We start from the raw sequence: 24,064 nt of genomic DNA on the forward strand, positions 1-24,064 counted from the left end.
CACCGGCCGCCGGCCCGACGGCTGCTGATCCAGGGCAGCGCCGGTTTCGTCGAGGGCGCGCTGGCCGGCCACCGCGCCGACGCGGTCTACCTGTCCGTCGGTCAGCTGGGGTTGCGGCCACGCTCCTACCTGATCGACTACTGGACCGAGACCGTGCGCGCGGTGGGGGCGCGCCGGGTGATCCTCATTCACTGGGACGACTTCTTCCGGCCCCTGTCGAAACCGCTGCGGGCCTTGCCCTATGCGGGCGACGACCTGGACGCCTCGATCCGCATTCTCGACGAGCTCGCCACCGCCGACGGTGTCGCGCTGCACCTGCCGACGGTGTGGCGGCGCGAGGACCCCTGGGCGTGAAGCGGCCTTAAGACGTTGACCCTGACACTTGCGCTGGCGCTGCTCGCTGCCGTCCTGGCGTTCGCGGTGGTGCGTCCGAAGGGCCTGCCGGAGGCGGTGGCGGCCGTTCCCGCGGCGCTCGTCCTGGTCGCGGTCGGCGCCATATCGGTGCGCCAGGCGGCCGACGAGGTGGCCGGGTTATCGGGGGTGGTCGGGTTCCTGGGCGCCGTGCTGGTACTGGCCAAGCTGTGCGACGACGAGGGCCTGTTCGAGGCCGCGGGGGCCGTGATCGCGCGGGGCCGCGTCGGGTCGGGCAGCCTGCTGCTGCGGGTGTTCGTCATCGCCTCCTTGATCACCGCCGTGCTGAGCCTGGACACCGCCGTGGTGTTGCTGACGCCGGTGGTGCTGGCCGCGGTCCGCCGGCTGAAGACACCGGTGCGGCCGTACGCCTATGCCACCGCGCACCTGGCCAACGGCGCCTCCCTGCTGCTGCCGGTGTCGAACCTGACCAACTTGCTGGCGTTTCACACCGCCGGCCTGTCGTTCACGCGGTTCACCCTGTTGATGGCCTTGCCGTGGCTGGGCGCGGTGGTCACGCTGTACGCGATATTCCGCTGGTTTTTCGCCGCGGACCTGCGTGTGCAGCCCGAACCGCAGGAAGACGGGCAGGCGCCGCGGCCGCCGGTGTTCGTTTTGGTGGTCGTCGGGCTGACGCTGGCCGGGTTCGCGGTGGCCCAGTCCGTCGGGGTGGCCCCGGCCTGGGTGGCGCTCGCCGGCGCGGTCGCGCTGGCCGTGCGCAGCCTGAACCGCGGGCACACCTCGGTGGTGGACATCGCGCGCTCGGCGCACGTGTCGTTCCTGGTGTTCGTGTTGGCGCTCGGTGTCGTGGTGCGGGCGGTCATGGTCAACGGCATGGACAGGGCGATGTCGGCGGTGCTGCCGTCCGGTTCGACGCTGCCCGCGCTGCTGGCCATCGCGGCGGTGGCCGCCGCGCTGGCCAACGTCGTGAACAACCTGCCCGCCACCCTGGTGCTGCTGCCGCTGGTCGCCCCGAGCGGACCGGTCGCCATCCTCGCCGTCCTGCTCGGGGTGAACATCGGACCGAACCTGACCTACGTCGGTTCGCTGTCGAACCTGTTGTGGCGGCGCGTGCTTCGCCAGCACGATGTCGATGCCGGCGTCGGGGAATACACCCGGCTCGGGCTGTGCACCGTGCCCGCGTCCCTGGTGGTCGCGGTGGTGGCGCTGTGGGCGTCGGCGCGCCTGCTCGGCGGCTAACCGCGGCGGTAGGCCGGCGGTAGCGGCATTCCGAGTTGGGCCAACACGCCGCGCAGCAGCGTCGGGAAATCGGTGATGAGTCCATCGACCCCGTCGGCGATCTGTTCGCGCATGCCGGCCGCGTCGTCGACGGTCCACGGGATCACCTGCAGCCCCAGCGCATGCGCGCGGTCAACGTAGGGTTTGCCGGTCACGAGCCGGTAGTCGGGCGAGGCGATGTCGGCGCCCACCAACTTCGCCCCGAGCAGCGGGTCGCCGATCGCGGCGGGGTTTTCACCGGCCAGCCACGGCGAGTCGGGCACCCAGGTTTCGCCGTTGTACAAGGCCACCAACGTAATTGACGGCTCGTCCCGGCGAACCAACGGCAGGGTGCGCCAGTCGAAGCTCTCTATCTCCACCCGGCCGACCTTGCCGGCCGACCTGACCGCCGCCAGTATCACGTCGACGAACTGCTGGGGATCGGCCGACGTGCCGGGGTGGTCGGCCGCGACTTTGGTCTCGATGTTGTACCGCACGGGGGCGCGGTAGGAATCGGCGAGGGCGAACACCTCCGGCAGGATGGCTATCTTGTTGCCCCGCACCACCTCGGCGTCGGGAAACTCCGCCAGCCGCCGTCCGCAGTCGAGCGTGCGGATCTGTGCCAGGGTGAGCTCGTGCACCAGCTTGCCGACGTAGGGATACTGCGGGTCGCCGGCGGACGCGGGTCCGGTGTCGGAGCATTTCTCGGCGTCGATCGTCGGGTCGTGCCAGACCAGCGGTTGTCCGTCCTTGGTGATGTTGATATCGAGTTCGAGTGTGCTGACGCCCAATTCGACTGATTTCGCGAACGCGCGCAGCGACTCCTCGGTGGTCTCCCCACGTCCGCCGCGGTGCGCCTGCAGGTCGAAGCCCGGCCTCTCGGCGGATGCCGCGGGCGCAGGTGCGGCGAGCGCGAGCGCGGCCAGCACGGCTCCGAGGCGGGCGGGCCAGCCGGGCAACGGGTTAGCCCCTGCGCTGGCGCGCTATTTCGGCGAGCACCACCCCGGCGGCCACCGAGGCGTTCAGCGATTCGGCGTGCCCGGCCATCGGGATGGACACCACCTCGTCGCAGTTCTGCCGCACCAGACGCGACAGCCCCTTGCCTTCGGACCCGACGACCACCACCAGCGGGTCGGCGCCGTCCATGTCGTCGACCACCGTGTCGCCGTCGGCGTCCAGGCCGATCACCCGGATCCCACGGTCGGCCCAATCCTTCAGAGTCCGAGTGAGATTGGTGGCCCGGCCCACCGGGATGCGGGCCGCGGCGCCGGCGCTGGTGCGCCAGGCCACCGCCGTCACCGACGCCGACCGTCGCTGCGGGATCAGCACGCCGTGGCCGCCGAACGCCGCGACCGAACGCACGATGGCACCCAGGTTGCGGGGATCGGAGATGTTGTCCAACGCCACCAACAGCGCGGGTGGCGAGCTCATGGCCGCCGCCAGCAGATCGTCAGGGTGGGCGTAGTTGTACGGCGGCACCTGCAACGCGATGCCCTGATGCAGGTGGTTGGCGGTCATCCGGTCCAGGTCGGCACGCGGCACCTCGAGGATCGGGATGCCCGAATCCGCAGCGCGGGCAACGCATTCGGTGACCCGTTCGTCGGCCTCGGTGCCCAGGGCCACGTAAAGCGCGGTCGCGGGGACGCCGGCGCGCAGGCATTCCAGCACCGGGTTGCGGCCGAGCACGGTCTCCGTCTCGTCGGTGGTCCGCTTGGTGGGCCGGCGCGGCTGGGACTGGGCACGCTTGGCGGCGGGATGGTTGGGACGCAGGTGCGCCGGCGGCGTGGGACCGCGCCCCTCCAGCGCACGGCGGCGCTGGCCGCCCGAACCCACGGTCGCCCCCTTCTTGGTGCCCGCTTTGCGTACCGCCCCGCGGCGCTTCGAATTGCCGGCCATCTACTTAACGTCACCGGCCTGCAGGGACCACTGCGGCCCGTCGGCGGTGTCGGTGACCTCGATGCCGGCGAGCTTCAGCCGGTCCCTGATCTCGTCGGCGAGCGCCCAATTGCGTTGCTCGCGAGCCTTTTCCCGGTTCTGCAGTTCGGCCCGCACCAGCACCTCGACGGCCGCCAGTGCGGCAGACGTCTCGTCGCGGGTTTCCCACCGTTCGTCGAGCGGGTCGCAGCCCAGGATGCCCATCATGGCGCGGATCGCGCGGGCATGTTTTAGCGCGCCCTCGTGGTCGCCGGTGTCGAGGGCCCGGTTGCCCTCGGCCCGGGAGTGATGAATTTCGGCCAGTGCGGCCGGGACGGCCAAGTCGTCGTCGAGTGCCTCGGCGAACCGCTCAGTCCACTCGCCGGGCTCGACGGCACCGACCCGTACGCGGACGCGGTGCAGGAATTCCTCAACGCCCACATAGGCTTTCACCGCGTCATGCAGGGCCGCATCGGAGAATTCCAACATCGAACGGTAGTGCGCACTGCCCAGGTAGTAGCGTAGCTCCGCCGGCCGTACCCGCTGCAACAACGCCGGGATGGCCAGGACGTTGCCCAGCGACTTGCTCATCTTCTCGCCGCCCATGGTGACCCAGCCGTTGTGCAGCCAGTACCGGGCGAATCCGTCACCGGCGGCGCGGCTCTGCGCGATCTCGTTCTCGTGGTGCGGGAAAACCAGGTCCATCCCGCCGCAATGGATGTCAAACTCCGGCCCCAGATAGGTCCGCGCCATCGCCGAGCATTCCAGGTGCCAGCCGGGGCGCCCGCGACCCCAGGGCGTGGGCCACGACGGCTCGCCGGGCTTGGCGGCCTTCCACAGCGTGAAGTCGCGCTGGTCGCGCTTGCAGGTGGCCACGCCCTCGCCCTGGTGGACGTCATCGATCTTGTGTCCGGACAGCTGGCCGTATTCCGGATAGCTGAGCACGTCGAAGTAGACGTCGCCCCCCGCGGGGTACGCGTGGCCGGTTTCGATCAGGCGTTCCATCAATTCGACCATCTGGGTGATGTGCCCGGTGGCGCGCGGCTCGGCGGACGGCGGCAGCACGTCCAGCGCGTCGTAGGCGGCGCTGAACGCGCGCTCGTAGGTGGCCGCCCACTCCCACCATGGCCGGTCCGCCGCGGCGGCCTTGTTGAGGATCTTGTCGTCGATGTCGGTGACGTTGCGGATGAAGGCGACGTCGCAGCCGCGGGCCATCAGCCAGCGGCGCAGGATGTCGAAGGCCACGCCGCTGCGGACATGGCCGATGTGCGGCAGGCCCTGAACCGTGGCGCCGCACAGGTAGATGGAGACGTGGCCCTCGCGCAGCGGGACGAAATCACGCACGGCACCGGATGCGGTGTCGTGTAGCCGCAAGCGGGCGCGATCGGTCACGACGTGCCAGCTTACCGGGTGGATCCGAGTTGCCCGGCGCTACGCGGGCCTTAGCCGACGGGGACCACCAATGCGGTGGCGATGGCGGCGCGGCCCTCGCCGCGACCGGTCAGCCCCAGCCCGTCGGTCGTCGTCGCCGACACCGACACCGGAGCGCCCAGCAACTCCGAGAGCACGCGTTGCGCCTCGGCGCGGCGCGGGCCGACCCTCGGCTCGTTGCCGACCAACTGCACCGCGGCGTTCCCGACCCGAAAGCCGTCGCCCGCCACCAGGTCGGCGACGTGGCGCAGCATGTCGGCGCCGCTGACGCCCTTCCAGCGCGGGTCGTCGACCCCGAAGATCGCGCCGATGTCGCCCAGGCCGGCGGCCGACAACAGGGCGTCGCACAGCGCATGCGCCCCCACGTCGCCGTCGGAGTGGCCGGCGCAGCCGTCGGCGCCGGGAAACAGGAGGCCGACTAGCCAGCACGGCCGCCCCGGTTCGATCGGGTGCACGTCGACCCCGAGGCCGACCCGAGGCAGGAGCTCGCTCACCGGCGCACGACCGCTTCGGCCAGCAGCAGGTCGAGCTGGGTGGTGATTTTGAACGCCAGTGGGTCGCCGTCGACCACCTGGACCTGGCCGCCGACATGCTCGACCAGCGACGCGTCGTCGGTGAAATCGGCGGTGCCGGCCCGCTGGTAGGCCCGCAACAGCAGGTCGCGCGCGAAACCCTGCGGCGTCTGCACGGCGCGCAGGCCGGCCCGCTCGGGCGTGCCCAGGACCACCCCGTTGGCGTCCACGGCCTTGATGGTGTCATGCAGCGGCAGCGCCGGCACGACGGCGGCGTGCCCGGCCCGCAGCGCGTCCACCACGCGCACGATCAGCTCGGGGGGTGTCAGGGCGCGGGCGGCGTCGTGCACCAGGACGAAGTCGGGTTCACCGGCCAGCGCCGCCAGCGCCAGGCTCACCGACGTGGTTCGGTCGGCTCCCCCGGCGACGACGGTCGCTCGCTCGCCCAGCTCCCGCTTGGCCTCGTCGACGCGGGCCGCCGGCACCGCCACCACGACGTGGTCGACGACTCCGGATTCCAGCAAACCGCCGACGGCGCGGTCCAGCAGGGTGTGCCCGTCGATCTCACAGAATGCCTTCGGGATGCCGGCGCCCAATCGCTCGCCCGAACCTGCGGCCGGAACGACCGCGACGACCGCGCCCGAGGAGGGCGTCCCCGTGACCACCGAAGGATCAGGGTCTTCAGGAAGCGGCGGCCAGAACCTCGTCGAGGATGGTTTCCGCCTTGGCGTCGTCAGTGCTCTCGGCGAGAGCCAATTCGCCGACCAGGATCTGGCGGGCCTTGGCCAGCATGCGCTTCTCGCCGGCGGACAGACCGCGTTCCTGGTCGCGGCGCCACAGGTCGCGAACTACCTCGGCCACCTTGTTGACGTCTCCGGAGGCCAGCTTTTCCAGGTTGGCCTTGTAGCGGCGCGACCAGTTGGTCGGCTCTTCGGTGTGCGGAGCCCGCAGCACCTGGAACACCTTGTCGAGGCCTTCTTGCCCGACAACGTCGCGGACGCCGACGTACTCGGCGTTGTCGGCGGGTACTCGAACGGTCAGGTCTCCCTGCGCCACCTTCAAGACGAGATATTCCTTTTGTTCCCCTTTGATGGTGCGGGTTTCAATCGCCTCGACTAACGCAGCACCGTGATGTGGGTAAACAACGGTGTCGCCGACCTTGAAGATCATCTGATTCGAGCCCCTTTCGTTACTTCAGTCTAACACGGCCGCCCAATCGCGCGAGGAGCAACGATGCAGGTCAGGGGCACAACACGCGCAGATTAGGGGTTGACACGGGGAGCAGAACGTGCAGTGACGCACATTACCAATGCGCTCACCCCGCCCCGAGACCGGCCCCCACGCGGCCCCAAGCGAGCATGCGGAAGCGCTCCCGGGCTGGTCTCGCGCCCCGCGCTACCGCCCGCGAAACCTTCCTACTACTGTGCATAGTTGCATCAGTCGAACCGGCCCAGCAGGAGGCATTGAGTGAACCGCTTCGAGATGAGCCTCCCCGTCCGCCTGCCAGCGCCGACCCTCCGGGCCGCGCTCGTCGGCCTGATCGCGGTGGTCGCCGTCCTGCTCAGCGGTTGCGGGGCCGGCCAGGTCTCGCAGATGGCCGTCCAGGAGCCCGCGATCAACGGCAACAAGGTCACGATCAAGAACGTGGCGTTGCGCGACATCCGCATGCAGGCCTCGCAGACCGGCGACTCCATCCAGCCCGGGCGGGCGGTGGACCTGTTGCTGGTGGCGATCAACCAGTCGCCCGACACGCCGGACAGGCTGGTGAGCATCACCAGCGACGTCGGGGCGGTGAGCCTGAGCGGAGACGGCCGGCTGCCCGCCGGCGGGATGCTGCTGATCGGCACGCCGGAGGGCCAGAAGGTGCCGCCGGGGCCCATGGGCTCCAACAACTCGGCCAAGGCGACCGTGATGCTCGCCAAGCCGATCAGCAACGGCCTGCTATACAACTTCACGTTCACGTTCGAGAAGGCCGGTCAGGCCACCGTGCTGGTTCCGGTCTCGGCCGGGCTGGCCCCGCCGCAGCAAAGCTAGGCGGGCGTAACCGCCTGTCATGGCGGGGACTTGTCGTATCGCCCCGATACCGTCATGGCGTGGCTAATCCGCGCTCCCAATATCGCTGCTCCGAATGCCAGCACGTCACCGCCAAATGGGTGGGCCGCTGCATGGAGTGCGGCACCTGGGGCACCGTCGACGAGGTGCCGGTGCTGAGCGCGGTCGGCGGCCGTCGCACGGGGATCGCCTCGGCCTCGGCCTCGCGAGCGGTCCCCATCACCGCCGTCGAACCCAACGCCAGCCGGCACCGCTCGACGGGCATCGGCGAGCTCGACCGGGTGCTCGGGGGCGGGGTGGTGCCGGGTTCGGTCACGCTGCTGGCGGGTGACCCCGGCGTGGGCAAGTCGACGCTGCTGCTCAAGGTGGCCCACCGCTGGGCGCTGTCGGGCCGGCGCGCGCTGTACATCTCCGGTGAGGAGTCCGCCGGCCAGATCCGGCTGCGGGCGGACCGGATGGGATGCGGCGCCGAGGAGGTCTATCTGGCCGCCGAATCGGACGTGCACACGGTGCTGGACCACATCTCGACGGTGCGGCCCGCGCTGGTGATCGTGGACTCGGTGCAGACCATGTCAACGACGGAGGCCGACGGCGTGGCCGGCGGTGTCACGCAGGTGCGTGCGGTCACCGCGGCGCTGACCGCGGCGGCGAAGGCCAACGGCGTCGCGCTGATCCTGGTCGGCCACGTCACCAAGGACGGGGCCATCGCCGGCCCCCGCTCCCTGGAGCACCTGGTCGACGTGGTGCTGCACTTCGAGGGCGACCGCAACGGTTCGCTGCGGATGGTGCGCGGGATCAAGAACCGGTTCGGCGCCGCCGACGAGGTCGGTTGTTTCATGCTGCACGACAACGGGATCGAGGACGTGTCCGACCCGTCGAACCTTTTCCTGGACCAGCGTCCGGCGCCGGTCGCCGGGACCGCGATAACCGTGACGCTGGACGGCAAGCGGCCGCTCATCGGGGAGGTCCAGGCGCTGCTGGCGACGCCGGGGGGCGGCTCGCCGCGGCGCGCCGTCAGCGGCATCGACCACTCGCGCGCCGCGATGATCAGCGCCGTGCTGGAGAAGCACGGCAGGCTGGCCGTCGGCGTCAGCGACATCTACCTGTCCACCGTCGGTGGCATGCGGTTGACCGATCCCTCCTCGGACCTGGCCGTCGCGATCGCGCTGGCCTCGGCCTACTCCGGCCTGCCGTTGCCGACGACGGCGGTGATGATCGGCGAGGTGGGGCTGGCGGGCGATTTGCGGCGGGTCAGCGGCATGGAGCGGCGGCTGAGCGAGGCCGCGCGCCAGGGATTCAGCATCGCGCTCATCCCGGACGGCGACGACCCTCGACGCGAGATAGTGCCTGCCGGCATGCGGGCGCTGCGGGCCCCGACCATCGTCGCGGCGCTGCAACACATGAAAGCCATCGCCGAGCCGCGCAGCGGCTGGACGCATAACGCGGTCGGGCCGCACAATGACACGCTGTGACCCGTCCGACACTGCGTGAGACCGTCGCCCGCCTGGCCCCGGGGACCGGGCTGCGCGACGGCCTGGAACGCATCCTGCGCGGCCGTACCGGCGCGCTGATCGTCCTCGGCAACGACGAGAACGTCGAAGCCATCTGTGACGGCGGCTTCGCGCTGGACGTCCGCTACGCGCCGACCCGGCTGCGGGAGCTGGCGAAAATGGACGGCGCGGTCGTGCTGTCCACCGACGGCAGCCGCATCGTGCGCGCCAATGTGCAACTGGTGCCGGACCCGTCGATACCCACCGACGAATCGGGGACGCGGCACCGCTCGGCGGAACGGGCGGCGATCCAGACCGGTTACCCGGTGATCTCGGTGAGCCACTCGATGAACATCGTGACCGTCTACGTTGGCGGCGAACGCCACGTGGTGGCCGATTCGGCGACCATCCTGTCGCGGGCCAACCAGGCGATCGCGACTTTGGAGCGGTACAAGACCAGGCTCGATGAGGTCAGCAGGCAACTGTCTCTTGCCGAGATCGAGGACTTCGTCACGCTGCGCGACGTGATGACGGTGGTGCAGCGGCTGGAGCTGGTCCGGCGCATCGGCCTGGTGATCGACGACGACGTCGTCGAGCTGGGCACCGACGGGCGCCAGCTGCGGCTGCAGCTCGACGAGCTGCTGGGCGGTAACGACATCGCGCGGGAGCTAACCGTGCGCGACTATCACGCCAGCCCCGAGCCGCTGTCCAAAGCGCAGATGACCGCGACCCTCGACGAGCTCGACGCCCTCTCGGACACCGACCTGCTCGAACTCACCGCCCTGGCAAAGGTTTTCGGCTACCCGACGACGGCGGAGGCGCAGGACTCGGCGGTCAGCCCGCGCGGCTACCGCGCGCTGGCCAGCATTCCGCGGCTGCAGTTCGCCCACTCCGACCTGTTGGTCCGGTCGTTCGGGACGCTGCAGGGCCTGCTGGCGGCCAGCGCGGGCGACCTGCAATCGGTGGAGGGCATCGGCGCGATGTGGGCCCGCCACGTGCGGGAGGGGCTGTCGCAGCTCGCGGAGTCGACTATCGCCGACCCGCTGAGTTAGCCCGCGGGAACCGGGGCGGGCGGGGCCTCGGGCGGCGGCGCGGCGGCCGGCTGCCCCGGTCCGGGCACCGGGCCCGGCGGCGGGGGCGGCTGGTTCATGATGAACGGAACCGGCTGCGAACGCAGGTTGCCCAGCTGCACCACGAGGTTGTAGGTGCCCGGGCCGATCGCCGGCCGCGGCAGCGGGCAGTGCGGCGCCGACCCCATCCCCGTCCACGTCACCGCGGTCGTCACCTGTTCGCCCGGGGTGAAGGTCTTGATCAGCGTCTCGTTGGACGGCGCGCAGTCCAGGTTGGACCACAGCCGCTTGTTGTCCAGCGAGTACACGTACGCCGCCAGTACCGCGGCGCCCACGTCGCGCTTGCACGACACCAGGCCGATGTTGGTGACGACCATGGTGAACTTCGGCTGATCACCGATGAAGTATTGGGGCGCGTTGGTCAGGCCCTTGACGGCCAGCGTCGAATCGGGGCAGTCGTCGCCCTCTTTCAGCACCGGCGGCGGCTGCACCGCGGCGGTGGGGGTGGGCATCTCGGGGTTCTGCCCCTGCTGCGGGACGGCCGGGTTGGGCTGCTCCCCTGGGGCCGCCGGCGGAGGCGCCTGCGGGGCGGGCGAACCGGGCTTGCTCTGAGCGGAATTGGGCTTGTCGACACTGGCGGGCTTGGCGCCCGAGTTGTGTCCCATGAAGGCGATGACCGCGGCGACCACGATCCCGACGACGACGACCGCGACGCCCACGGCCAGGCCACGGCGCCGCCAATAGATCTCCGTGGGTAGCGGGCCACGTGGTTCCAGATCCAGCACGTTTGCAGCGTAGGCCCAGGTCACGCTGAGTTGGCTGACCCGCCCCGGCGTGTCGCGGGGTTTGCTGGCTGACCGTCGTGTTAGTGACGGGCCGAGAAAGCGGCTTACTCCCCCGCTATTCGCCGATGTCGCCGACGTGGTCGACCAGCGCCGCCCGCCCGTCGGCCAGGTGGTAGGTGGCGCCGGCGATCGCCAGGGTCTTCTCGGCAATCCGGTCGGCGATCGCCGACGAACGCGACACCAGCTGGGCGATCGTCTCGCGCACGTGCCGTTCCTCGAACTCGTCGACGCGGCTCAGGCCCTCGCGGCGGCCCATCAGGATCGAGGGCGCGACCCGCTCCACCACGTCGCGCACGAAACCGCCCGGTATCGCACCATCGTTGATGGCGCCCAGGGCGGCCTTGACGGCACCGCAGCTGTCGTGGCCCAGGACGACGATGAGCGGCACATCGAGCACCGTCACGGCGAACTCGATGGAGCCCAGCACCGCCGAGTCGATGGCCTGTCCGGCGGTGCGCACCACGAACATGTCGCCCAGACCCTGGTCGAAGATGAGCTCGGCCGCCACCCGGCTGTCCGCGCAGCCGAACACCACCGCGGTGGGCTTCTGTCCACCGGCCAGGCTGGCCCGGTGTTCGACACTCTGGCTGGGATGCTGCGGCTTCCCGGCGACGAATCGCTCGTTACCCTCTTTGAGTGCTTTCCACGCGGTTAACGGACTGGTGTTAGGCATGGCTGACATCATGCCGCATCCGCCGGTAAACGGGCGGCCAAATATTTCGGCCGACGAGTTGCTCGACTGGTACGAACGAGCCCGCCGCGACCTGCCTTGGCGGGAGCCCGGCGTCAGCGCGTGGCAGATCCTGGTCAGCGAATTCATGCTGCAGCAGACACCGGTTTCGCGGGTGCTGCCGATCTGGTCGGACTGGGTGTCGCGCTGGCCCACCCCGTCGGCGACCGCGGCGGCCAGCGCCGCCGACGTGCTGCGCGCGTGGGGCAAGCTGGGTTATCCGAGGCGCGCCAAGCGCTTGCACGAGTGCGCGACCGTCATCGCCCGGGAGCACGGCGACGTGGTTCCCGCCGACGTCGACGCCCTGCTGACCCTGCCCGGCATCGGCAGCTACACCGCGCGCGCCGTCGCCTGTTTCGCCTACCGCCAACGGGTTCCGGTGGTGGACACCAACGTGCGCCGGGTCGTCGCCCGGGCCGTGCACGGGCGGGCCGATGCCGGAAACCCGTCCGCGACCCGCGACCACGCCGATGTCGACGCGCTGTTACCGGTCGACGATGCGGCGCCGCGGTTTTCGGTGGCCCTGATGGAGCTGGGCGCCACGGTGTGCACGGCACGGGCGCCGCGGTGTGGGTTGTGCCCGCTCAGCCGGTGCGCGTGGCGGGACGCCGGCTACGCCCCGGCGCAGGGGCCGGCGCGGCGGGTGCAGACCTACGCCGGAACCGACCGTCAGGTCCGCGGCAGGTTGCTGGATGTGTTGCGCGCCAACGATTCCCCGGTCACCCGGGCGGAGCTCGACCTGGCGTGGCTGACTGATGCCACCCAGCGCGACCGGGCACTGGATTCGCTGCTGGCCGACGGCCTGGTGACCCGGACGGCCGACGGCCGTTTCGCGTTGCTCGGCGAAGCCTAGCCGGGGGTCAAAGCTCGTCAGAGATCGTTGCCGGCGTAGGACTGGTTGAAGCTCTTGTTGGCCAGCGGGAAGTCGGGGACGATCGTGTCGGCCATCGCGACCGGCAGCGCCGGCCAGTTGAACCACGACGGGTCGACGATCTTCGCGCGGGTGATCCGGCCGGCGGCGTCGGTCTCGACGCGGTGCACGATGGTCCCGCGCCAGCCCTCGACGATGCCGATGCCGCTGCGAGTCATCCCCGGCGATGGCGCCATGACGTCGTATGCGATTGGCCCGCAGTGTGATTCGGTCAGGTGACAGGCCAGTTCGGTGGACGCGGAGAATTCGTCGCGCCGCACCGTGTAGCGGGCCAGCACGTCACCCGCGGCGGCGCCGATCTCGGTGACGGGTAGCGCGACGGTGGGGTGTTCGACCCGGGCGTCCGTGCGCATGCCGCTCGCCCGCGCGACGTAGCCCAGGCAGCCGAGGGCGCGCGCGTCGTCTGGGTGCAGGGCGGCGGTCCCGGCGAACCGGTCGTACACCACGGTGTTGCCGAGCGTCAGTTCGGCGATCTCGGCCAGGTCGTCGGCGATCCGCCGCAGCGCGGCGACATCGGGCAGCGCCCGCAGCGTGACGGCGCCCGGGCGGACGGCGCCGCGCAGCAGCCGATGCCCGGTCACTGTGGCGTTGAGCCGCAACAAATCTTCGCGAATGCGTTGCGCGTGCGCGTTCGCAAGCGAAAAACCGACGTCATTGGCCAGTGCACCCAAATCGGCGGCGTGGTTGTAGAGCCGTTCGAGTTCGACCAACAGCGCCCGCAACCGGTGCACCTCGTCGGGAAGTTCCATCCCGAGCGCGTCCTCGACGGCCAGACAGTGGGCGAGCGCGTGCCCGACGGAAGTGTCGCCGCTGACGCGTTCGGCCAGGTCGACCGCGCCGCCGGCGGGCCGGCCCTGAAAGAGCTTCTCCATGCCCCGGTGGACAAACCACAGTCGGGCCTTGAGCCGCAGCACGGTTTCGCCGGCGACGGAGAACCGGAAATGGCCGGGTTCGATCAGCCCGGCGTGCACGGGGCCCACCGGGATTTCGTATACCCCGGGCCCCTCGACGGTGACAAACGGAAACCGGCCCGCGCCATCGAATTCGGGGGCGGGTGGCGCGTCGCCGCGCATCGGGTACCACTCTTCGGGCCAGTGGGCGTGCCGGACCAGGCGGCGCGCCTTGGGATGCCCGACGCACCGGATGCCGTACAGGTCGGCCATTTCCCGCTCGAAGCGACTGGCGGCGAACGACATGTAGGCCAGCGATCTAATCGCCGGATCATCCTTCGGCACAACGCATTCCAGCTCGACACGACGATCCGGCCACCCGGCCAGGAACAGGTAGACGACGCGGAAGCCGGCACCGTCGTCGTGCGCGGCCACCAGGCCCAGCCGAAACCCCTTGCCCAGCAGGTCCTCAGCCGTATCCGCCAGCCGGTCCTGGGTCAGCCGGTGGCGCTGCCATTGCGGCCTCACCGCGGTCCCCCGACCTCGCCGGCCGCGATGGTGAACAGGTCGGTGAGCGGGCCGGCGGTGACACCGAGGGCGATCGATGCGGCGATGCCGAGGACCAGGGCGGCCGCCACCGTTCGCGGGACCGTGATCCGTGGCGCGGCGACCGGGGCGCCCAGCAGGATCCGGCCCGCGTTGCGGGCCAGCGCGGCGAAGGCGATCGCGACCAGCAGCATGCCGGCGGCGAGGGCCCAGGCGAGCCGGGCGTCGGCGAGGGAACGGGCGATGGCCAGCTCGCTGGCGAACATCGCGAACGGCGGCAGGCCGAGCAGGACCACCACCCCGACGGCCAGCGACACACCGATCAGGCGCGAACGCCTCAGCACGGCGGTGATGTCGGCGATCTTGGTCGAGTCGTGAGCGGCCTGCAGCTGGCCGCTCGCCAGGAAGAGCACCGTTTTTCCTATCCCGTGAGCGAGGACGTGCAGCAGCAGCGCGGCGATGGCCAGCGAGGTGCCGGCCGCCGCGGCGATTGCGATCAGGCCCATGTTCTCCATGGACGAATAGGCCAGCATGCGTTTGATGTCGGGTGTCACCGTCAGCATCAGCGCGGCGACCACCAGCGTCGCCAGCCCGATCACCAGCAGGCCCGACCGCATGAAGGTGGGCCCGGTGGCGCCTGCGATGACCGGCTTGAGGCGAATCAACACCGAGAAGGCCACCGACAGCAGCACCCCGCTCATCAGCGCCGAAACCGGCGCCGGGGCTTGGCTGTGGGCGTCGGCCAACCAGGTGTGGAACGGGAACAACCCGGCCTTGGCGCCGTAGCCGATGAGCAGCAATCCGCCCGCCAGGCGGGCGATGTCGCGGTCGAGCCCGCCGGCGTGCGCCGCCAGCACGTCGAGGTTCAGGGCGGCGGCGGCCGGCGCGCCGGCATGCTCGGCGGCGTAGTAGACCAGCACGGTGCCCAGGAAGGCGACGGCGATGCCGACCGAGCAGATCACGACGTACTTCCAGGTCGCTTCGAGCGCGCTTCGGGTGCGGCGGTGTCCGACCAGGAAGGCGGTGATCACCGTGGTGGCCTCGATCGCGATCCAGATCACGCCGATGTTGTTGGCGCACACGGCGACAACCATCGCGGCCAGGAAGCCCGCCGTCAGGGCCCCGTACACCCGGGCCCCGCGCGAATCGGTGTGGTCGTGGGCGAGTTCGGCGTCGAGGTAGCCGATGCTGGCCCAGGTGGCCAGGGTGGCAACGATTCCGATGACGATCAGCATCGTGGCCGTGAGCGCGTCGACCCGCAGCAGCCCGCCCATCGCCAACCGGGTGCCGGATCCGACATCGAACGCGAGCGCCGCGCCGCACGCGAGCACCGTCACCGCCGATCCGACGATCAGCGTCGCGGTCGCCCGGCGCCATCCGGCGACGAGAACGGCCACCGCGGCACCGACCGGGGTGAGGATGGCGGCGAGCAGTAAACCGGTCATCAGTCGTGCAGCTCTTGCAGCGCGTCCAGGTCGGCACCGCCGAAGGCATGCGACAGCCGGCCCGTCAGCACGCCGATCACGATGACGGCGAACAACACGTCCAACGAAGCGCCGAGTTCGACGATCAGCGGAACTCCGGCGGTGAGCAGGAACGCGGTGGCGGCGATCCCGTTGTCCAGCATGAGGAATCCCGCCGCCTGCGACACTGCGTGCCGCCGCGTGACCATCACGAGCAGGGCGATGAGTACCACCGCGGTCGCGGCCGGCACCGCGGTGGTCGTGGCGGCGGGCTGCAGGTTCACCAGGGGTCCGGTGGCGGCGAACGCGGCCAGCGTCAGCGCGGCGGTGATGAGCAGCGACGTCGCGGTGTTCACCAGTGGGGTGGCTTCCCGGCGCAATCGCGTTTCGGCGCTGCCGGCGCGGGCCAGCAGCCGCGGCAGGACCGCAACCCGCAGGATGAGCACGGCGACGCCGACGCCGACGAGCGCGCGGTCGTGGTCGTACACCCCGCGCAGCACCGGGATGGCCGCCAGGGCGGCGCCCTGCCACGCCAGCAGCCGGATGATGGCGGCCAGGTCGCGGCGCCACACGATCAGCACCGCGGCCAGCAGCAGACCGCCGGCGGCGAGGTCGACCAGTACCGAGAACGTGCCGTACGTCATGCCGGCACCACGAAGAAGTTGGCGGCGACGACCGCGAGCAACGCCAACAGGAACGAACCGGCCAGCAACTCGGGCACCCGGAACAGCCGCAGCTTGGCGACGAACACCTCGACGGTGGCCAACAGTCCCGCCAGCACCGCGACCTTGACCGCCACCGCCGCGATGCCGACGACGATGTCCACGGCGCCGGGCCGGCCGCCGGCAATGCCCCACGGCACGAAAAGGTTTGCCAGCAGCGCCAGCAGCACGGTGAGTCGCATCCCGGCCGCCCACTCGACCAGGGCCAGCCGCGGACCCGCGTATTCGAGGATCATCGCCTCGTGGACCATCGTCAGCTCGAGATGGGTGGCCGGGTTGTCCACCGGCAGCCGTCCGGTCTCGGCGACGATCACGATCACCAGCGCGGTGAACGCCAGCACCGCGGCCAGCGACACCACCTGCCCGGGATGGGCGACCGTATGGGCCACCAGCGCACCGAGATTCGCCGATCCCGCCGGCATGGACAGGGCGAAGACCGCCAGCAAGATGGTGGGTTCTACGAGTGCGGCGATGGTGATCTCGCGGCTGGCGCCCATGCCGCCGAACGAGGTGCCGGTGTCGATGCCGGCCAGGGTCAGCGCGACGGTCCCGACGAACAGCAGTCCGACCACGGCGAACAGGTCGGCGCTGGCGTCCAGCGGCGATCCGGTGGCGACCAGCGGCGCGATCGCGGCGATCAGTAGTGTGGTCCCGGCGACGATCGCGGGTGCGGCCGCGAACACCAGCGTCGTGCCGCTTGGGGTGATCCGTTGTTTGCCAAGCTGTTTGACGATGTCGCGCCACGGCTGCAGGACGCCGCCACCGACGCGGCCTTCCCAGCGGGCGCGGACCTGCCGGGTCAGCCCGATCACCAGCGGCGCGCCGGCCATCACGCCGCCGATCTGGGCCGCACCCGCGGCGTAGGACAGGGCGTTCATCGGGCGACCACCAGGACGATCAGCACGCCGAGCGCGCCGTAGGCCAGGTACAGGTGCACGCTTCCCGGGTGGGCGCGGCGCACCAATCCGGCCGCGGCCGCGACCACGCGGATCACCGGCGGGTATAAGCGTTCCTCGATCGCGTCGGCGATTCTGGTCCGGTAGGTGATCTTGTCGGCCAGATAACGCGACTCGGCGGTGTGGGTGACTTCGACGTCGGTGTCGGGGCGCAGTACGTCGTCGAAGATTCTTTGCAGCGGCTCGGCGAACGACGTGGCGGTGTACTGCATTCGCGACGTGAGATCGTTTGCGCCGCAAGCCCATAGCGGCAGTGTGGCGGGTGCCGGGCGACGGCCGGACCGCCAACGGGCCAGCACGGCCGCGATCAGCGCGGCCAGCACGACGCCGGCCACGATCACCCCGGGTGCGATCGAGCCCGGTAGGCCGGGCAGCCGCACCACAGCGCCGATACCGCTGAATTGCACCGTCCGGGCCGCCGGGAGCGCCGCGATCGCCCGGCCCAGCGCGGGGCCGACGGCCGAGGGTGCCACCGCCAGCACCAGACAGGCCGCCGCCGCGATCCCCATCCCGGCCAGCATGGTGCCCGGCGACTCCCGAGCCTGATCGGCCCGCTCCGAGCGCGGCCGCGCCAAGAATCCGATCCCGAACGCCTTGACCATCGCCGCCACGCCCAGGCCCGTGGTGAGCGCCACCGCGCCGACCGCCAGCGGCGTGGTCAACGCCAGGACGGCGGAATGCTCTCGCGCCGTGTGGATCAGCGACTGCAGCAGCAGCCACTCGCTGACGAACCCGGCGCCCAGCGGCAATCCGGACGCCCCGAGCGCGGCCACCCCGAACAGGATCGTGGTCGCCGGCATGCGGCGGGCCAGGCCGCCCAGCCCGTCCAGGTCGCGCAGCCCGGTCGCGGCCAACACCGATCCCGCCGCGAGGAATCCGAGGCTCTTGAACGCCGCGTGGGCGACGAGGTGCAGCATGGCCGCGGCCACCGCGATCGTCGCCGGGCCGTTCGCGCCCGCGGACGCGAACAGCGTGGCGCCGCCCAGCGCCAGCGTGATCAACCCGAGGTTCTCGGTCGTCGAATAGGCCAGCAGCCGTTTGAGATCGGTGGCCACCGACGCCTGCACCACCCCGTAGAGGGCCGACAACCCGCCGACGACCATCATGGTCAGTCCCCACCAGCGCGGACCCGGGCCGAGCAGTTGCAGATCGACGCGGCAGATGCCGTAGACGCCGAGGTTGACCATCGCCGCGCTCATCAGCGCCGACACCGGGCTCGGCGCCTCCGGGTGGGCGCGCGGCAGCCACGCGTGCAGCGGCACCAGCCCCGCCTTCGATCCGAAGCCCGCCAGCGTCAACAGGAACACCGCGGCGCACGCGCCCTGGGGTATCCGGTGCAAGTCGGCGAACCGGTCCGCCCCGCCGGCAGCCGACAACACCATCAGGCCGACGAGGATCGCCACAAAGCCCAACTGGGTCATCACCGCGTACACCAACGCAGCGGAGCGGACCTCCGGCCGGGTGTGATGGGCGAGCACCAACACCAACGACGCGACCGCCATCAACTCCCACACCAGCAGGAAGGTGGTGACCGACGCCGCCGCCGGCACCAGCAGCATCGCCGCGACAAACGCCGGCAGCACCGCCAGGGTGACCGGCCTCAGCTGCTCGTGCCGGGCATACCCGATCGTGTACAGCCCGGCCACGATTGCGACCGCCCCGGTGAGCGCCATGAAGAATCCGCCAAGCGGATCGAGGCTCAGCTCGACGCCCGACAACGGAAGCAACCACCCGATGCGGACGGCGCGCACCGGACCGAACATTCCCAGCGCGCCGGCCCACACCCCGCCGACACCCAACAGCGCGGTCAGCGCGCCCGCGCAGACGGGCGCGGAGCCGTTGCGGCGCAACACGTCTGGGGCGGGCACCGCGCGGGTGGCCAACACCGCGGTCACTTGCCGGTCACCGCCCGCAGAGCCGCGACGATCTCGCTCGGCGACGGCGGGCAGCCCGGGATTTCCATGTCCACCTGCACCAGCTCGCCGACCGCGCCCGCCACGCCATAGGCGCCGGCGAAGACCCCTCGGTTGATGGCGCAGTCCCCACACGCGATCACCCGACGGGGCAGCGGGGTGGCTTCGATCGTGGCCCGCAACGGGCCGGCCATGTTGTGCGTGACGACGCCGGTCACCAGCAGCGCGTCCGCGTGCCGCGGCGATGCCACCAAGCGGGCGCCGAACCGCTCGGCGTCATAGACCGGCCCGAACGCGCCCGAGATCTCCACCTCGCACCCGTTGCAGGACCCCGCGTCGACGTGCCGGATCTGGAGCGAACCGCGCACTCCGGCAGGCGGATTGGTCGCCGGCTCCGGGGCGGGCGGTGCGGGTTCGGCGATCCGGCCGACCTTCAAGGCTTTGCTGACCCAACCCATGCGCACTACTCCGCACCGCCGGACCGCAGGCCCTCCAGCATCGCCACGCGGTCGCTGAGCACGCCGGTGAGCACCTTGCGCGCCACCATCAACAGTTCGGCGATGTCCGGTGAGGCGATCGAATAGATCATCGTGTTGCCGTCCCGCAGCGCGTCGACCACACCGGCCCGGCGCATGACACCGAGCTGCTGGGACAGGTTCGAGGCTTCGATCCCGACCTCCGGCAGCAATTCGGCGACGGACTTGTCGCCCGTCACCAGCAGCTCCAGGATCCGGATCCGCGCTGGATGCCCCAGGGTCTTGAAGAACTCCGCCTTGAGCTTGTACAGCGGCTCCGTCACGATCCTGCTCCTGAAGACTACAGACTTCCTACGTTTGAACGATTGAAGAATTTATCATATTGTGCTGACGGGTTCACACCGAGCGGTGACGACGGGCGGTGTTCAGTCGCGCGCGGGCAACGCCGTCAAGAACGACTCGACCGCCTCGCGGTACGCCCGCGGCGCTTCGTCGTGGATCAGGTGACCGGCGTCCTCGACATGCAAATACGTTGCGCCAGAATGGATTGTGGCCATCTCCCGCATCTGCCCCGGCGGTGTGACCGAATTGCCCGCCTCGATGAGCAGCGCCGGGGCGCGCACCGCCCGCCATTGCTGCCAGAAGTCGCGGGTGCCCCATTCGGCGGCGATCTCGATCCACCGGGCGGGGTGACCGTGCAGGCGCCACCCCGTGGCGGTCCGGTCGAAGGCCTCCAGGAAGTAGCGCCCCGCGACGGGTCCGAACTCCTCGATCACCCGCTCCGCGCAGTCGAACTCGACCGGCAGCGCGTGCAGCCACGGCTCCCACGGACCGGTGGTGCGGCCGCGAAAGTCCGGGGCCATGTCCTCGAGCACCAGCGCGGACACCAGTTCGGGATGCTGCGCGGCCAGACACCACGAGTGCAGGGCGCCCATCGAATGGCCGAGAAGCCTGACCGGCGTCTGGAGCGCGCTCACGGCATCGGCCAGGTCGGCGACGAACCGTTCGGTGCTGATCGGGTGCGGGTCGTCGACGTCACGACCCCGATGCCACAGGGCGTCGTAGGTGTACACCGCACCCAGGCGAGTCAGCCACGGCAATTGCCGTGACCACGTGGTGCCGCGCCCCATCAGGCCATGCACCAGCACCAACGGCTCGCCTTGCCCCCCGCGGCAAGACAGCAGATCACCGGGCATGTCACCATCCTGCGTCCCCCGCCCTGCGGTCGGACAGGCGGGGCGAGAGGGTAGCCTAGCGGCATGCCGCCAGTGGTGAAGATCAACGCAATCGAGGTACCCGCCGACGCCGGCCCCGAGCTGGAGAAGCGGTTCGCACACCGGGCGCACGCGGTCGACAACCAGCCCGGCTTCCTCGGGTTTCAGCTGCTCCGCCCGATCAAGGGCGAGAACCGCTACTTCGTCGTGACGCAGTGGGAGTCCGAGGAGGCGTTTCAGGCTTGGGCGCAGGGGCCTGCCATCGCGGCCCACGCCGGTGAACGGGCGAACCCGGTGGCGACCGGGGCATCGCTGCTGGAATTCGAGGTTGTGATGGACGTTGCCGGCAGCAAGCAGGCTGGCTAGCGGGTTCTCGGCCCGGCGCCGCGCGGTGGCGTTGAGTGCCGCCGCCGCCTTGGCAGTGACGTTCGCGCCCGGTTGCGCGCCCTCTCACTCCCCCCAGGCGAACGCGGCCAATCCCGGCCGCCAGATCGACGTCCGCACCCCACCGGGCATTCGGGCCCAGCAGACGCTGGACATGCTCAACTCCGACTGGCCCATCGGCCCGGTCGGCGTCGGCACCCTGGCCGCGCCGGACATGGTCAAGCCGGTGGAGACCACCATGGAGGCACTGTGGTGGGACCGTCCGTTCGCCCTCGACGGCGTGGATCTGGGCGCCAGCGTGGCGACCCTGCACCTGACGTCGTCCTACGGTGCGCGCCAAGACATCCGCATCCACACCGACGACGGTGGCTGGGTCGACCGGTTCGAGCTCGAGACGCAGGCGCCGAAGATCAACTCGTGGCACGACATCGACGCGGTGTTGAGCAAGACCGGCGCCCGCTACTCCTACCAGGTCGCCAAGGTGGACAACGGGCACTGTGACCCGGTCGCGGGCACCAACACCGGTCAATCTTTGCCGCTGGCATCGATTTTCAAGTTGTACGTGCTGCACGCCGTGGCGGGCGCCATCCAGGCCGGCACGGTCTCCTGGGATGATCAGCTGACCGTCACCGACAAGAGCCGGGCGGTGGGCTCGTCCGGTTTGGCTTTGCCTGCGGGAGCGCAGGTTTCGGTTCGGACGGCCGCCGAGAAGATGATCGCGACGAGCGACAACATGGCGACCGATCTGCTGATCGGACGGCTGGGCACGCACGCCATCGAGGAGGCGCTCGCCACCGCCGGTCACCATGACCCGGCCAGCATGACGCCGTTCCCGACGATGTACGAGCTGTTCTCGGTGGGCTGGGGCAAGCCAGATCTGCGCGAGCAGTGGCAGCACGGGTCCCCGCAAGTGCGGGCCCGACTGCTGGCGCAGGCGAATGAAACCCCCTACGAACCGGATCCGACGCGCGCCCACACCCCGGCATCGTCGTATGGCGCGGAGTGGTATGGCAACGCCGAGGACATCTGCCGGATCCATACGGCCCTGCAGGCCGACGCCGTGGGCAGGGCCGCACCGGTCAAGCAGATCCTCTCCGCGGTGTCGGGCATCCAGCTGGACCGCAACGTCTGGCCGTACATCGGCGCGAAAGCCGGTGGCCTGCCGGGTGATCTGACCTTCAGCTGGTACGCCGTCGACAAGACGCAGCAGCCGTACGTGGTGAGCTTCCAGCTCAACTGGCCGCGAGACCACGGGCCGACCGTGACCGGGTGGATGCTGCAGGTCGCCAAGCAGGCCTTCGCGCTCATCGCGCCGCGATAGCCGTAACAGCAACAGCGCCCGACGCCCATCGCGTGCGCGTTGTGACGCACACCACAGGCCAGCTGGGACTTTTGGCCCTTCCGACGAGTGTGCCGCCCGACGAGACTGCAGAACTTGCCAGAGTCGAGGTCCGAACGGAAAAGAGGTGGGGCGGTTGTCTGTGCAGATGCGCCACGATCGGCGGCAACTGAAAGTGGCTGCGTCTCACGACGTTTTCGACCGCACAGACGCGTGCGGTGGCACACGGTGACCGGGGACTCGGCAGCGCTGGCACCACGCCGCGAGGTGATCCAACTCGATGAATTCGAGGCGATGCGGCTGCTGGCCAGCGTCGACCATGGGCGGGTGGTGTTCAACGACAAGGCCTTGCCCACGATCCGCCTGGTCAATCATCTCCTCGACGACGGACGGATCATCGTTCGCACCCGCCTGGCGGCCAAGGTTTCCACCGTGGTGCGATCGGGTGCCAACGCCGGTGTGGTGATGGCCTATGAAGTCGACCGCCTCGACGCCGAGCGGCGGGCGGGCTGGAGCGTGGCGGTCACCGGGTGGGCGACCACGATCACCGACCCCGAGCAACTCGCGCGCTACGAACAACTTCTCCACCCGTGGGTGAACATGACCATGGACACCATGATCGCGATCCAACCGGAGATCATCACCGGCATCCGCATCGTCGACGGCGTCCACGAATAGCCGATTCGCCGCGCCGCTGATGGCGACTACCGGCGGAGCGTCCAACAGCCGCCGCGGTAATGCAGCGCGGTGCGGCTGACCGGCGCAATGTCCATCCGCCAGAACGATTTCGCGGGGGCGTCGAGCGCCAGCAGGATCGCCGCCCGGATCACCGCGGGGTGCGTCACCGCGACGGTGGCCGCCGCGTTCTCGGTCAACGAGTTCAGCCATCGGTCCACCCGCTGGATAAGGTCGGCGATCGACTCGCCGCCATGCGGAGCGCGGGCCGGATCGGTCAGCCAGACCATCAGGTCGCCGCACGGCACGTCCTGTAGCCTCTTGCCCTGCCAGGGGCCGCAATTCAGGTCGGCCAGCCGCGGATCCACGGTGGCGTCCAATCCCAGCAAGTCCGCCGTTTGCCGGGCGCGTCCCTCGGGCCCGGTGAAATGGCATGCACCGCAGCGGAAGTCAGAACCGGCGGCTTCGGCCTGGCGACGCCCGACGTCGTTGAGGGGTTCATCACCGGGGAAACGCGCGGCGGCCATCGCGTCGGTCATCGCGTGCGCCACCAGCGTTAGCCGGACGACCTCCGTCACCCGGCGATGCTCGCCGCCCGGCCGCTCCCGGTGCGCTCCCCGAGCAGTCGCCCGGCGAGCGTCGCGAACACCACGCCGATGGTCACCCACAACACCAGCTGCGCGGCCAGTGCCAACAGCCTGAACTCGTACAGGACGCCGGCAGGAAAGCCCGGATAGACGATTGCCCCCGATGTGTCGCGCAGCGGTTCGGGTGTCTCGTCGACGCTCGGGAGCAGCACCATCACCACCGCGACCGCCGCGACGTATGCGCCGGCCGCCAGCAGCCGCCCGTGCCACGCGCCGACCCGGGCGGCCAGCAACC

Annotated in this window: 26 protein-coding genes and 1 pseudogene; 9 read left to right on the forward strand and 18 right to left on the reverse strand. The window is 70.3% G+C overall.

The features are described 5' to 3' along the window. Positions 1-354, forward strand: a pseudogene (locus A5692_RS05130) (MBL fold metallo-hydrolase); the annotation flags it as partial. A 15-nt stretch (positions 355-369) separates the two neighbouring features. Then, complete coding sequence (locus A5692_RS05135) at positions 370-1,611, forward strand: SLC13 family permease (RefSeq protein WP_068052883.1); 1,242 nt, start codon at positions 370-372, stop codon at positions 1,609-1,611. On the opposite strand, the gene A5692_RS05140 is transcribed toward A5692_RS05135, so the two are convergent. From A5692_RS05140 to carD, 6 genes are read right to left on the reverse strand one after another with little or no spacing between them, the layout of a single operon-like run. Then, entirely contained in the window at positions 1,608-2,588 is a 981-nt protein-coding gene (locus A5692_RS05140; protein WP_068052885.1) for a glycerophosphodiester phosphodiesterase, read from the reverse strand. The genes A5692_RS05135 and A5692_RS05140 overlap by 4 nt on opposite strands. Positions 2,589-2,592: 4 nt before the next feature. Next, complete coding sequence (gene rlmB, locus A5692_RS05145) at positions 2,593-3,525, reverse strand: 23S rRNA (guanosine(2251)-2'-O)-methyltransferase RlmB (RefSeq protein WP_068052888.1); 933 nt, start codon at positions 3,523-3,525, stop codon at positions 2,593-2,595. Beyond that, on the reverse strand, positions 3,526-4,935 hold the full coding sequence (cysS, locus tag A5692_RS05150; RefSeq protein WP_068052892.1) for a cysteine--tRNA ligase: 1,410 nt from the start codon (positions 4,933-4,935) through the stop codon (positions 3,526-3,528). It abuts the gene before it with no gap. Positions 4,936-4,985: 50 nt separating this feature from the next. After that, entirely contained in the window at positions 4,986-5,456 is a 471-nt protein-coding gene (ispF, locus tag A5692_RS05155) for a 2-C-methyl-D-erythritol 2,4-cyclodiphosphate synthase (RefSeq protein ID WP_369830260.1), read from the reverse strand. A gap of 8 nt (positions 5,457-5,464) precedes the next feature. Further along, the gene (ispD, locus tag A5692_RS05160; protein ID WP_068052897.1) at positions 5,465-6,151 is read right to left on the reverse strand and encodes a 2-C-methyl-D-erythritol 4-phosphate cytidylyltransferase; all 687 of its coding nucleotides are present in this window, start codon (positions 6,149-6,151) and stop codon (positions 5,465-5,467) included. A 16-nt stretch (positions 6,152-6,167) separates the two neighbouring features. After that, entirely contained in the window at positions 6,168-6,656 is a 489-nt protein-coding gene (gene carD / locus A5692_RS05165; RefSeq protein WP_007166539.1) for an RNA polymerase-binding transcription factor CarD, read from the reverse strand. A gap of 297 nt (positions 6,657-6,953) precedes the next feature. Here carD and A5692_RS05170 point away from each other — a divergent pair, with 297 nt between their 5' ends. The 3 genes from A5692_RS05170 to disA are packed head-to-tail and all read left to right on the forward strand — an operon-like array spanning position 6,954 to position 10,080. Then, positions 6,954-7,520, forward strand: a complete 567-nt coding sequence (locus A5692_RS05170) for a hypothetical protein (protein WP_068052900.1) — start codon at positions 6,954-6,956, stop codon at positions 7,518-7,520. 59 nt (positions 7,521-7,579) lie between these two features. Continuing rightward, positions 7,580-9,010: a DNA repair protein RadA gene (radA, locus tag A5692_RS05175; RefSeq protein ID WP_068052903.1), complete on the forward strand. Its 1,431-nt coding sequence runs from the start codon at positions 7,580-7,582 to the stop codon at positions 9,008-9,010. Continuing rightward, entirely contained in the window at positions 9,007-10,080 is a 1,074-nt protein-coding gene (disA, locus tag A5692_RS05180) for a DNA integrity scanning diadenylate cyclase DisA (protein ID WP_068052906.1), read from the forward strand. The genes radA and disA overlap by 4 nt, the downstream gene beginning before the upstream one ends. On the opposite strand, the gene A5692_RS05185 is transcribed toward disA, so the two are convergent. Both A5692_RS05185 and A5692_RS05190 read right to left on the reverse strand, forming a co-directional pair. Then, complete coding sequence (locus tag A5692_RS05185) at positions 10,077-10,883, reverse strand: hypothetical protein (protein WP_102420071.1); 807 nt, start codon at positions 10,881-10,883, stop codon at positions 10,077-10,079. The two genes, disA and A5692_RS05185, sit on opposite strands and share 4 nt — an antisense overlap. 115 nt (positions 10,884-10,998) lie before the next feature. Beyond that, the gene (locus A5692_RS05190) at positions 10,999-11,616 is read right to left on the reverse strand and encodes a carbonic anhydrase (RefSeq protein ID WP_068052911.1); all 618 of its coding nucleotides are present in this window, start codon (positions 11,614-11,616) and stop codon (positions 10,999-11,001) included. Here A5692_RS05190 and A5692_RS05195 point away from each other — a divergent pair. Next, positions 11,615-12,526 (forward strand): A/G-specific adenine glycosylase, encoded by a 912-nt coding sequence (locus tag A5692_RS05195; RefSeq protein ID WP_068052915.1) that lies wholly within the window; start codon positions 11,615-11,617, stop codon positions 12,524-12,526. The two genes, A5692_RS05190 and A5692_RS05195, sit on opposite strands and share 2 nt — an antisense overlap. Before the next feature lie 17 nt (positions 12,527-12,543). Here A5692_RS05195 and A5692_RS05200 read toward each other — a convergent pair whose 3' ends face one another. From A5692_RS05200 to A5692_RS05235, 8 genes are all read right to left on the reverse strand, one after another. Continuing rightward, entirely contained in the window at positions 12,544-14,022 is a 1,479-nt protein-coding gene (locus A5692_RS05200; protein ID WP_068052918.1) for an NADH-quinone oxidoreductase subunit C, read from the reverse strand. Further along, on the reverse strand, positions 14,019-15,485 hold the full coding sequence (locus tag A5692_RS05205; RefSeq protein ID WP_068052922.1) for a proton-conducting transporter membrane subunit: 1,467 nt from the start codon (positions 15,483-15,485) through the stop codon (positions 14,019-14,021). Before A5692_RS05205 ends, A5692_RS05200 begins: the two co-directional genes overlap by 4 nt. After that, on the reverse strand, positions 15,485-16,147 hold the full coding sequence (locus A5692_RS05210) for a hypothetical protein (protein ID WP_068052924.1): 663 nt from the start codon (positions 16,145-16,147) through the stop codon (positions 15,485-15,487). Before A5692_RS05210 ends, A5692_RS05205 begins: the two co-directional genes overlap by 1 nt. After that, a complete protein-coding gene (locus A5692_RS05215) occupies positions 16,144-17,094 on the reverse strand; it encodes a respiratory chain complex I subunit 1 family protein (RefSeq protein WP_068052944.1) in 951 nt (316 codons plus the stop codon). Before A5692_RS05215 ends, A5692_RS05210 begins: the two co-directional genes overlap by 4 nt. 5 nt (positions 17,095-17,099) lie before the next feature. Next, entirely contained in the window at positions 17,100-18,992 is a 1,893-nt protein-coding gene (locus tag A5692_RS05220; protein ID WP_369830261.1) for a proton-conducting transporter membrane subunit, read from the reverse strand. Positions 18,993-19,072: 80 nt separating this feature from the next. Next, positions 19,073-19,552, reverse strand: coding sequence for an NADH-quinone oxidoreductase subunit B family protein (locus A5692_RS05225; protein ID WP_068052941.1), 480 nt, complete (start codon positions 19,550-19,552; stop codon positions 19,073-19,075). Between the two features lie 5 nt (positions 19,553-19,557). Further along, positions 19,558-19,896: a helix-turn-helix transcriptional regulator gene (locus tag A5692_RS05230; protein ID WP_156765933.1), complete on the reverse strand. Its 339-nt coding sequence runs from the start codon at positions 19,894-19,896 to the stop codon at positions 19,558-19,560. 99 nt (positions 19,897-19,995) lie between these two features. Beyond that, positions 19,996-20,766, reverse strand: a complete 771-nt coding sequence (locus tag A5692_RS05235; RefSeq protein WP_068052930.1) for an alpha/beta fold hydrolase — start codon at positions 20,764-20,766, stop codon at positions 19,996-19,998. 63 nt (positions 20,767-20,829) lie between these two features. Here A5692_RS05235 and mhuD point away from each other — a divergent pair, with 63 nt between their 5' ends. The 3 genes from mhuD to A5692_RS05250 all read left to right on the forward strand — a co-directional run bounded on the left by mhuD (position 20,830) and on the right by A5692_RS05250 (position 23,185). Next, positions 20,830-21,150, forward strand: a complete 321-nt coding sequence (gene mhuD, locus A5692_RS05240) for a mycobilin-forming heme oxygenase MhuD (protein WP_068052933.1) — start codon at positions 20,830-20,832, stop codon at positions 21,148-21,150. After that, the gene (locus A5692_RS05245; RefSeq protein WP_068052935.1) at positions 21,125-22,489 is read left to right on the forward strand and encodes a serine hydrolase; all 1,365 of its coding nucleotides are present in this window, start codon (positions 21,125-21,127) and stop codon (positions 22,487-22,489) included. The genes mhuD and A5692_RS05245 overlap by 26 nt, the downstream gene beginning before the upstream one ends. A 246-nt stretch (positions 22,490-22,735) precedes the next feature. Beyond that, a complete protein-coding gene (locus A5692_RS05250; protein ID WP_068052949.1) occupies positions 22,736-23,185 on the forward strand; it encodes a pyridoxamine 5'-phosphate oxidase family protein in 450 nt (149 codons plus the stop codon). 26 nt (positions 23,186-23,211) lie between these two features. On the opposite strand, the gene A5692_RS05255 is transcribed toward A5692_RS05250, so the two are convergent. Both A5692_RS05255 and A5692_RS05260 read right to left on the reverse strand, forming a co-directional pair. After that, entirely contained in the window at positions 23,212-23,760 is a 549-nt protein-coding gene (locus A5692_RS05255) for a histidine phosphatase family protein (RefSeq protein ID WP_068052938.1), read from the reverse strand. Then, positions 23,757-24,064: CbtA family protein (locus A5692_RS05260; RefSeq protein WP_197514361.1), on the reverse strand; the 308-nt coding region annotated here is incomplete at its 5' end. The genes A5692_RS05255 and A5692_RS05260, both read right to left, overlap by 4 nt.

This window comes from Mycobacterium sp. E342 (genome assembly GCF_001667665.1).
In the GTDB taxonomy this organism is placed as follows: Bacteria; Actinomycetota; Actinomycetes; order Mycobacteriales; family Mycobacteriaceae; genus Mycobacterium.

What these genes read in the sequence shown, in the direction of transcription:
- rlmB (WP_068052888.1), bottom strand. Translation starts at nt 3,525, where the DNA reads ATGGCCGGCAATTCGAAGCGCCGCGGGGCGGTACGCAAAGCGGGCACC.
- carD (WP_007166539.1), bottom strand. Translation starts at nt 6,656, where the DNA reads ATGATCTTCAAGGTCGGCGACACCGTTGTTTACCCACATCACGGTGCT.
- A5692_RS05195 (WP_068052915.1), top strand. Translation starts at nt 11,615, where the DNA reads ATGGCTGACATCATGCCGCATCCGCCGGTAAACGGGCGGCCAAATATT.
- A5692_RS05190 (WP_068052911.1), bottom strand. Translation starts at nt 11,616, where the DNA reads ATGCCTAACACCAGTCCGTTAACCGCGTGGAAAGCACTCAAAGAGGGT.
- A5692_RS05205 (WP_068052922.1), bottom strand. Translation starts at nt 15,485, where the DNA reads ATGACCGGTTTACTGCTCGCCGCCATCCTCACCCCGGTCGGTGCCGCG.
- A5692_RS05210 (WP_068052924.1), bottom strand. Translation starts at nt 16,147, where the DNA reads ATGACGTACGGCACGTTCTCGGTACTGGTCGACCTCGCCGCCGGCGGT.
- A5692_RS05225 (WP_068052941.1), bottom strand. Translation starts at nt 19,552, where the DNA reads ATGGGTTGGGTCAGCAAAGCCTTGAAGGTCGGCCGGATCGCCGAACCC.
- A5692_RS05235 (WP_068052930.1), bottom strand. Translation starts at nt 20,766, where the DNA reads ATGCCCGGTGATCTGCTGTCTTGCCGCGGGGGGCAAGGCGAGCCGTTG.
- mhuD (WP_068052933.1), top strand. Translation starts at nt 20,830, where the DNA reads ATGCCGCCAGTGGTGAAGATCAACGCAATCGAGGTACCCGCCGACGCC.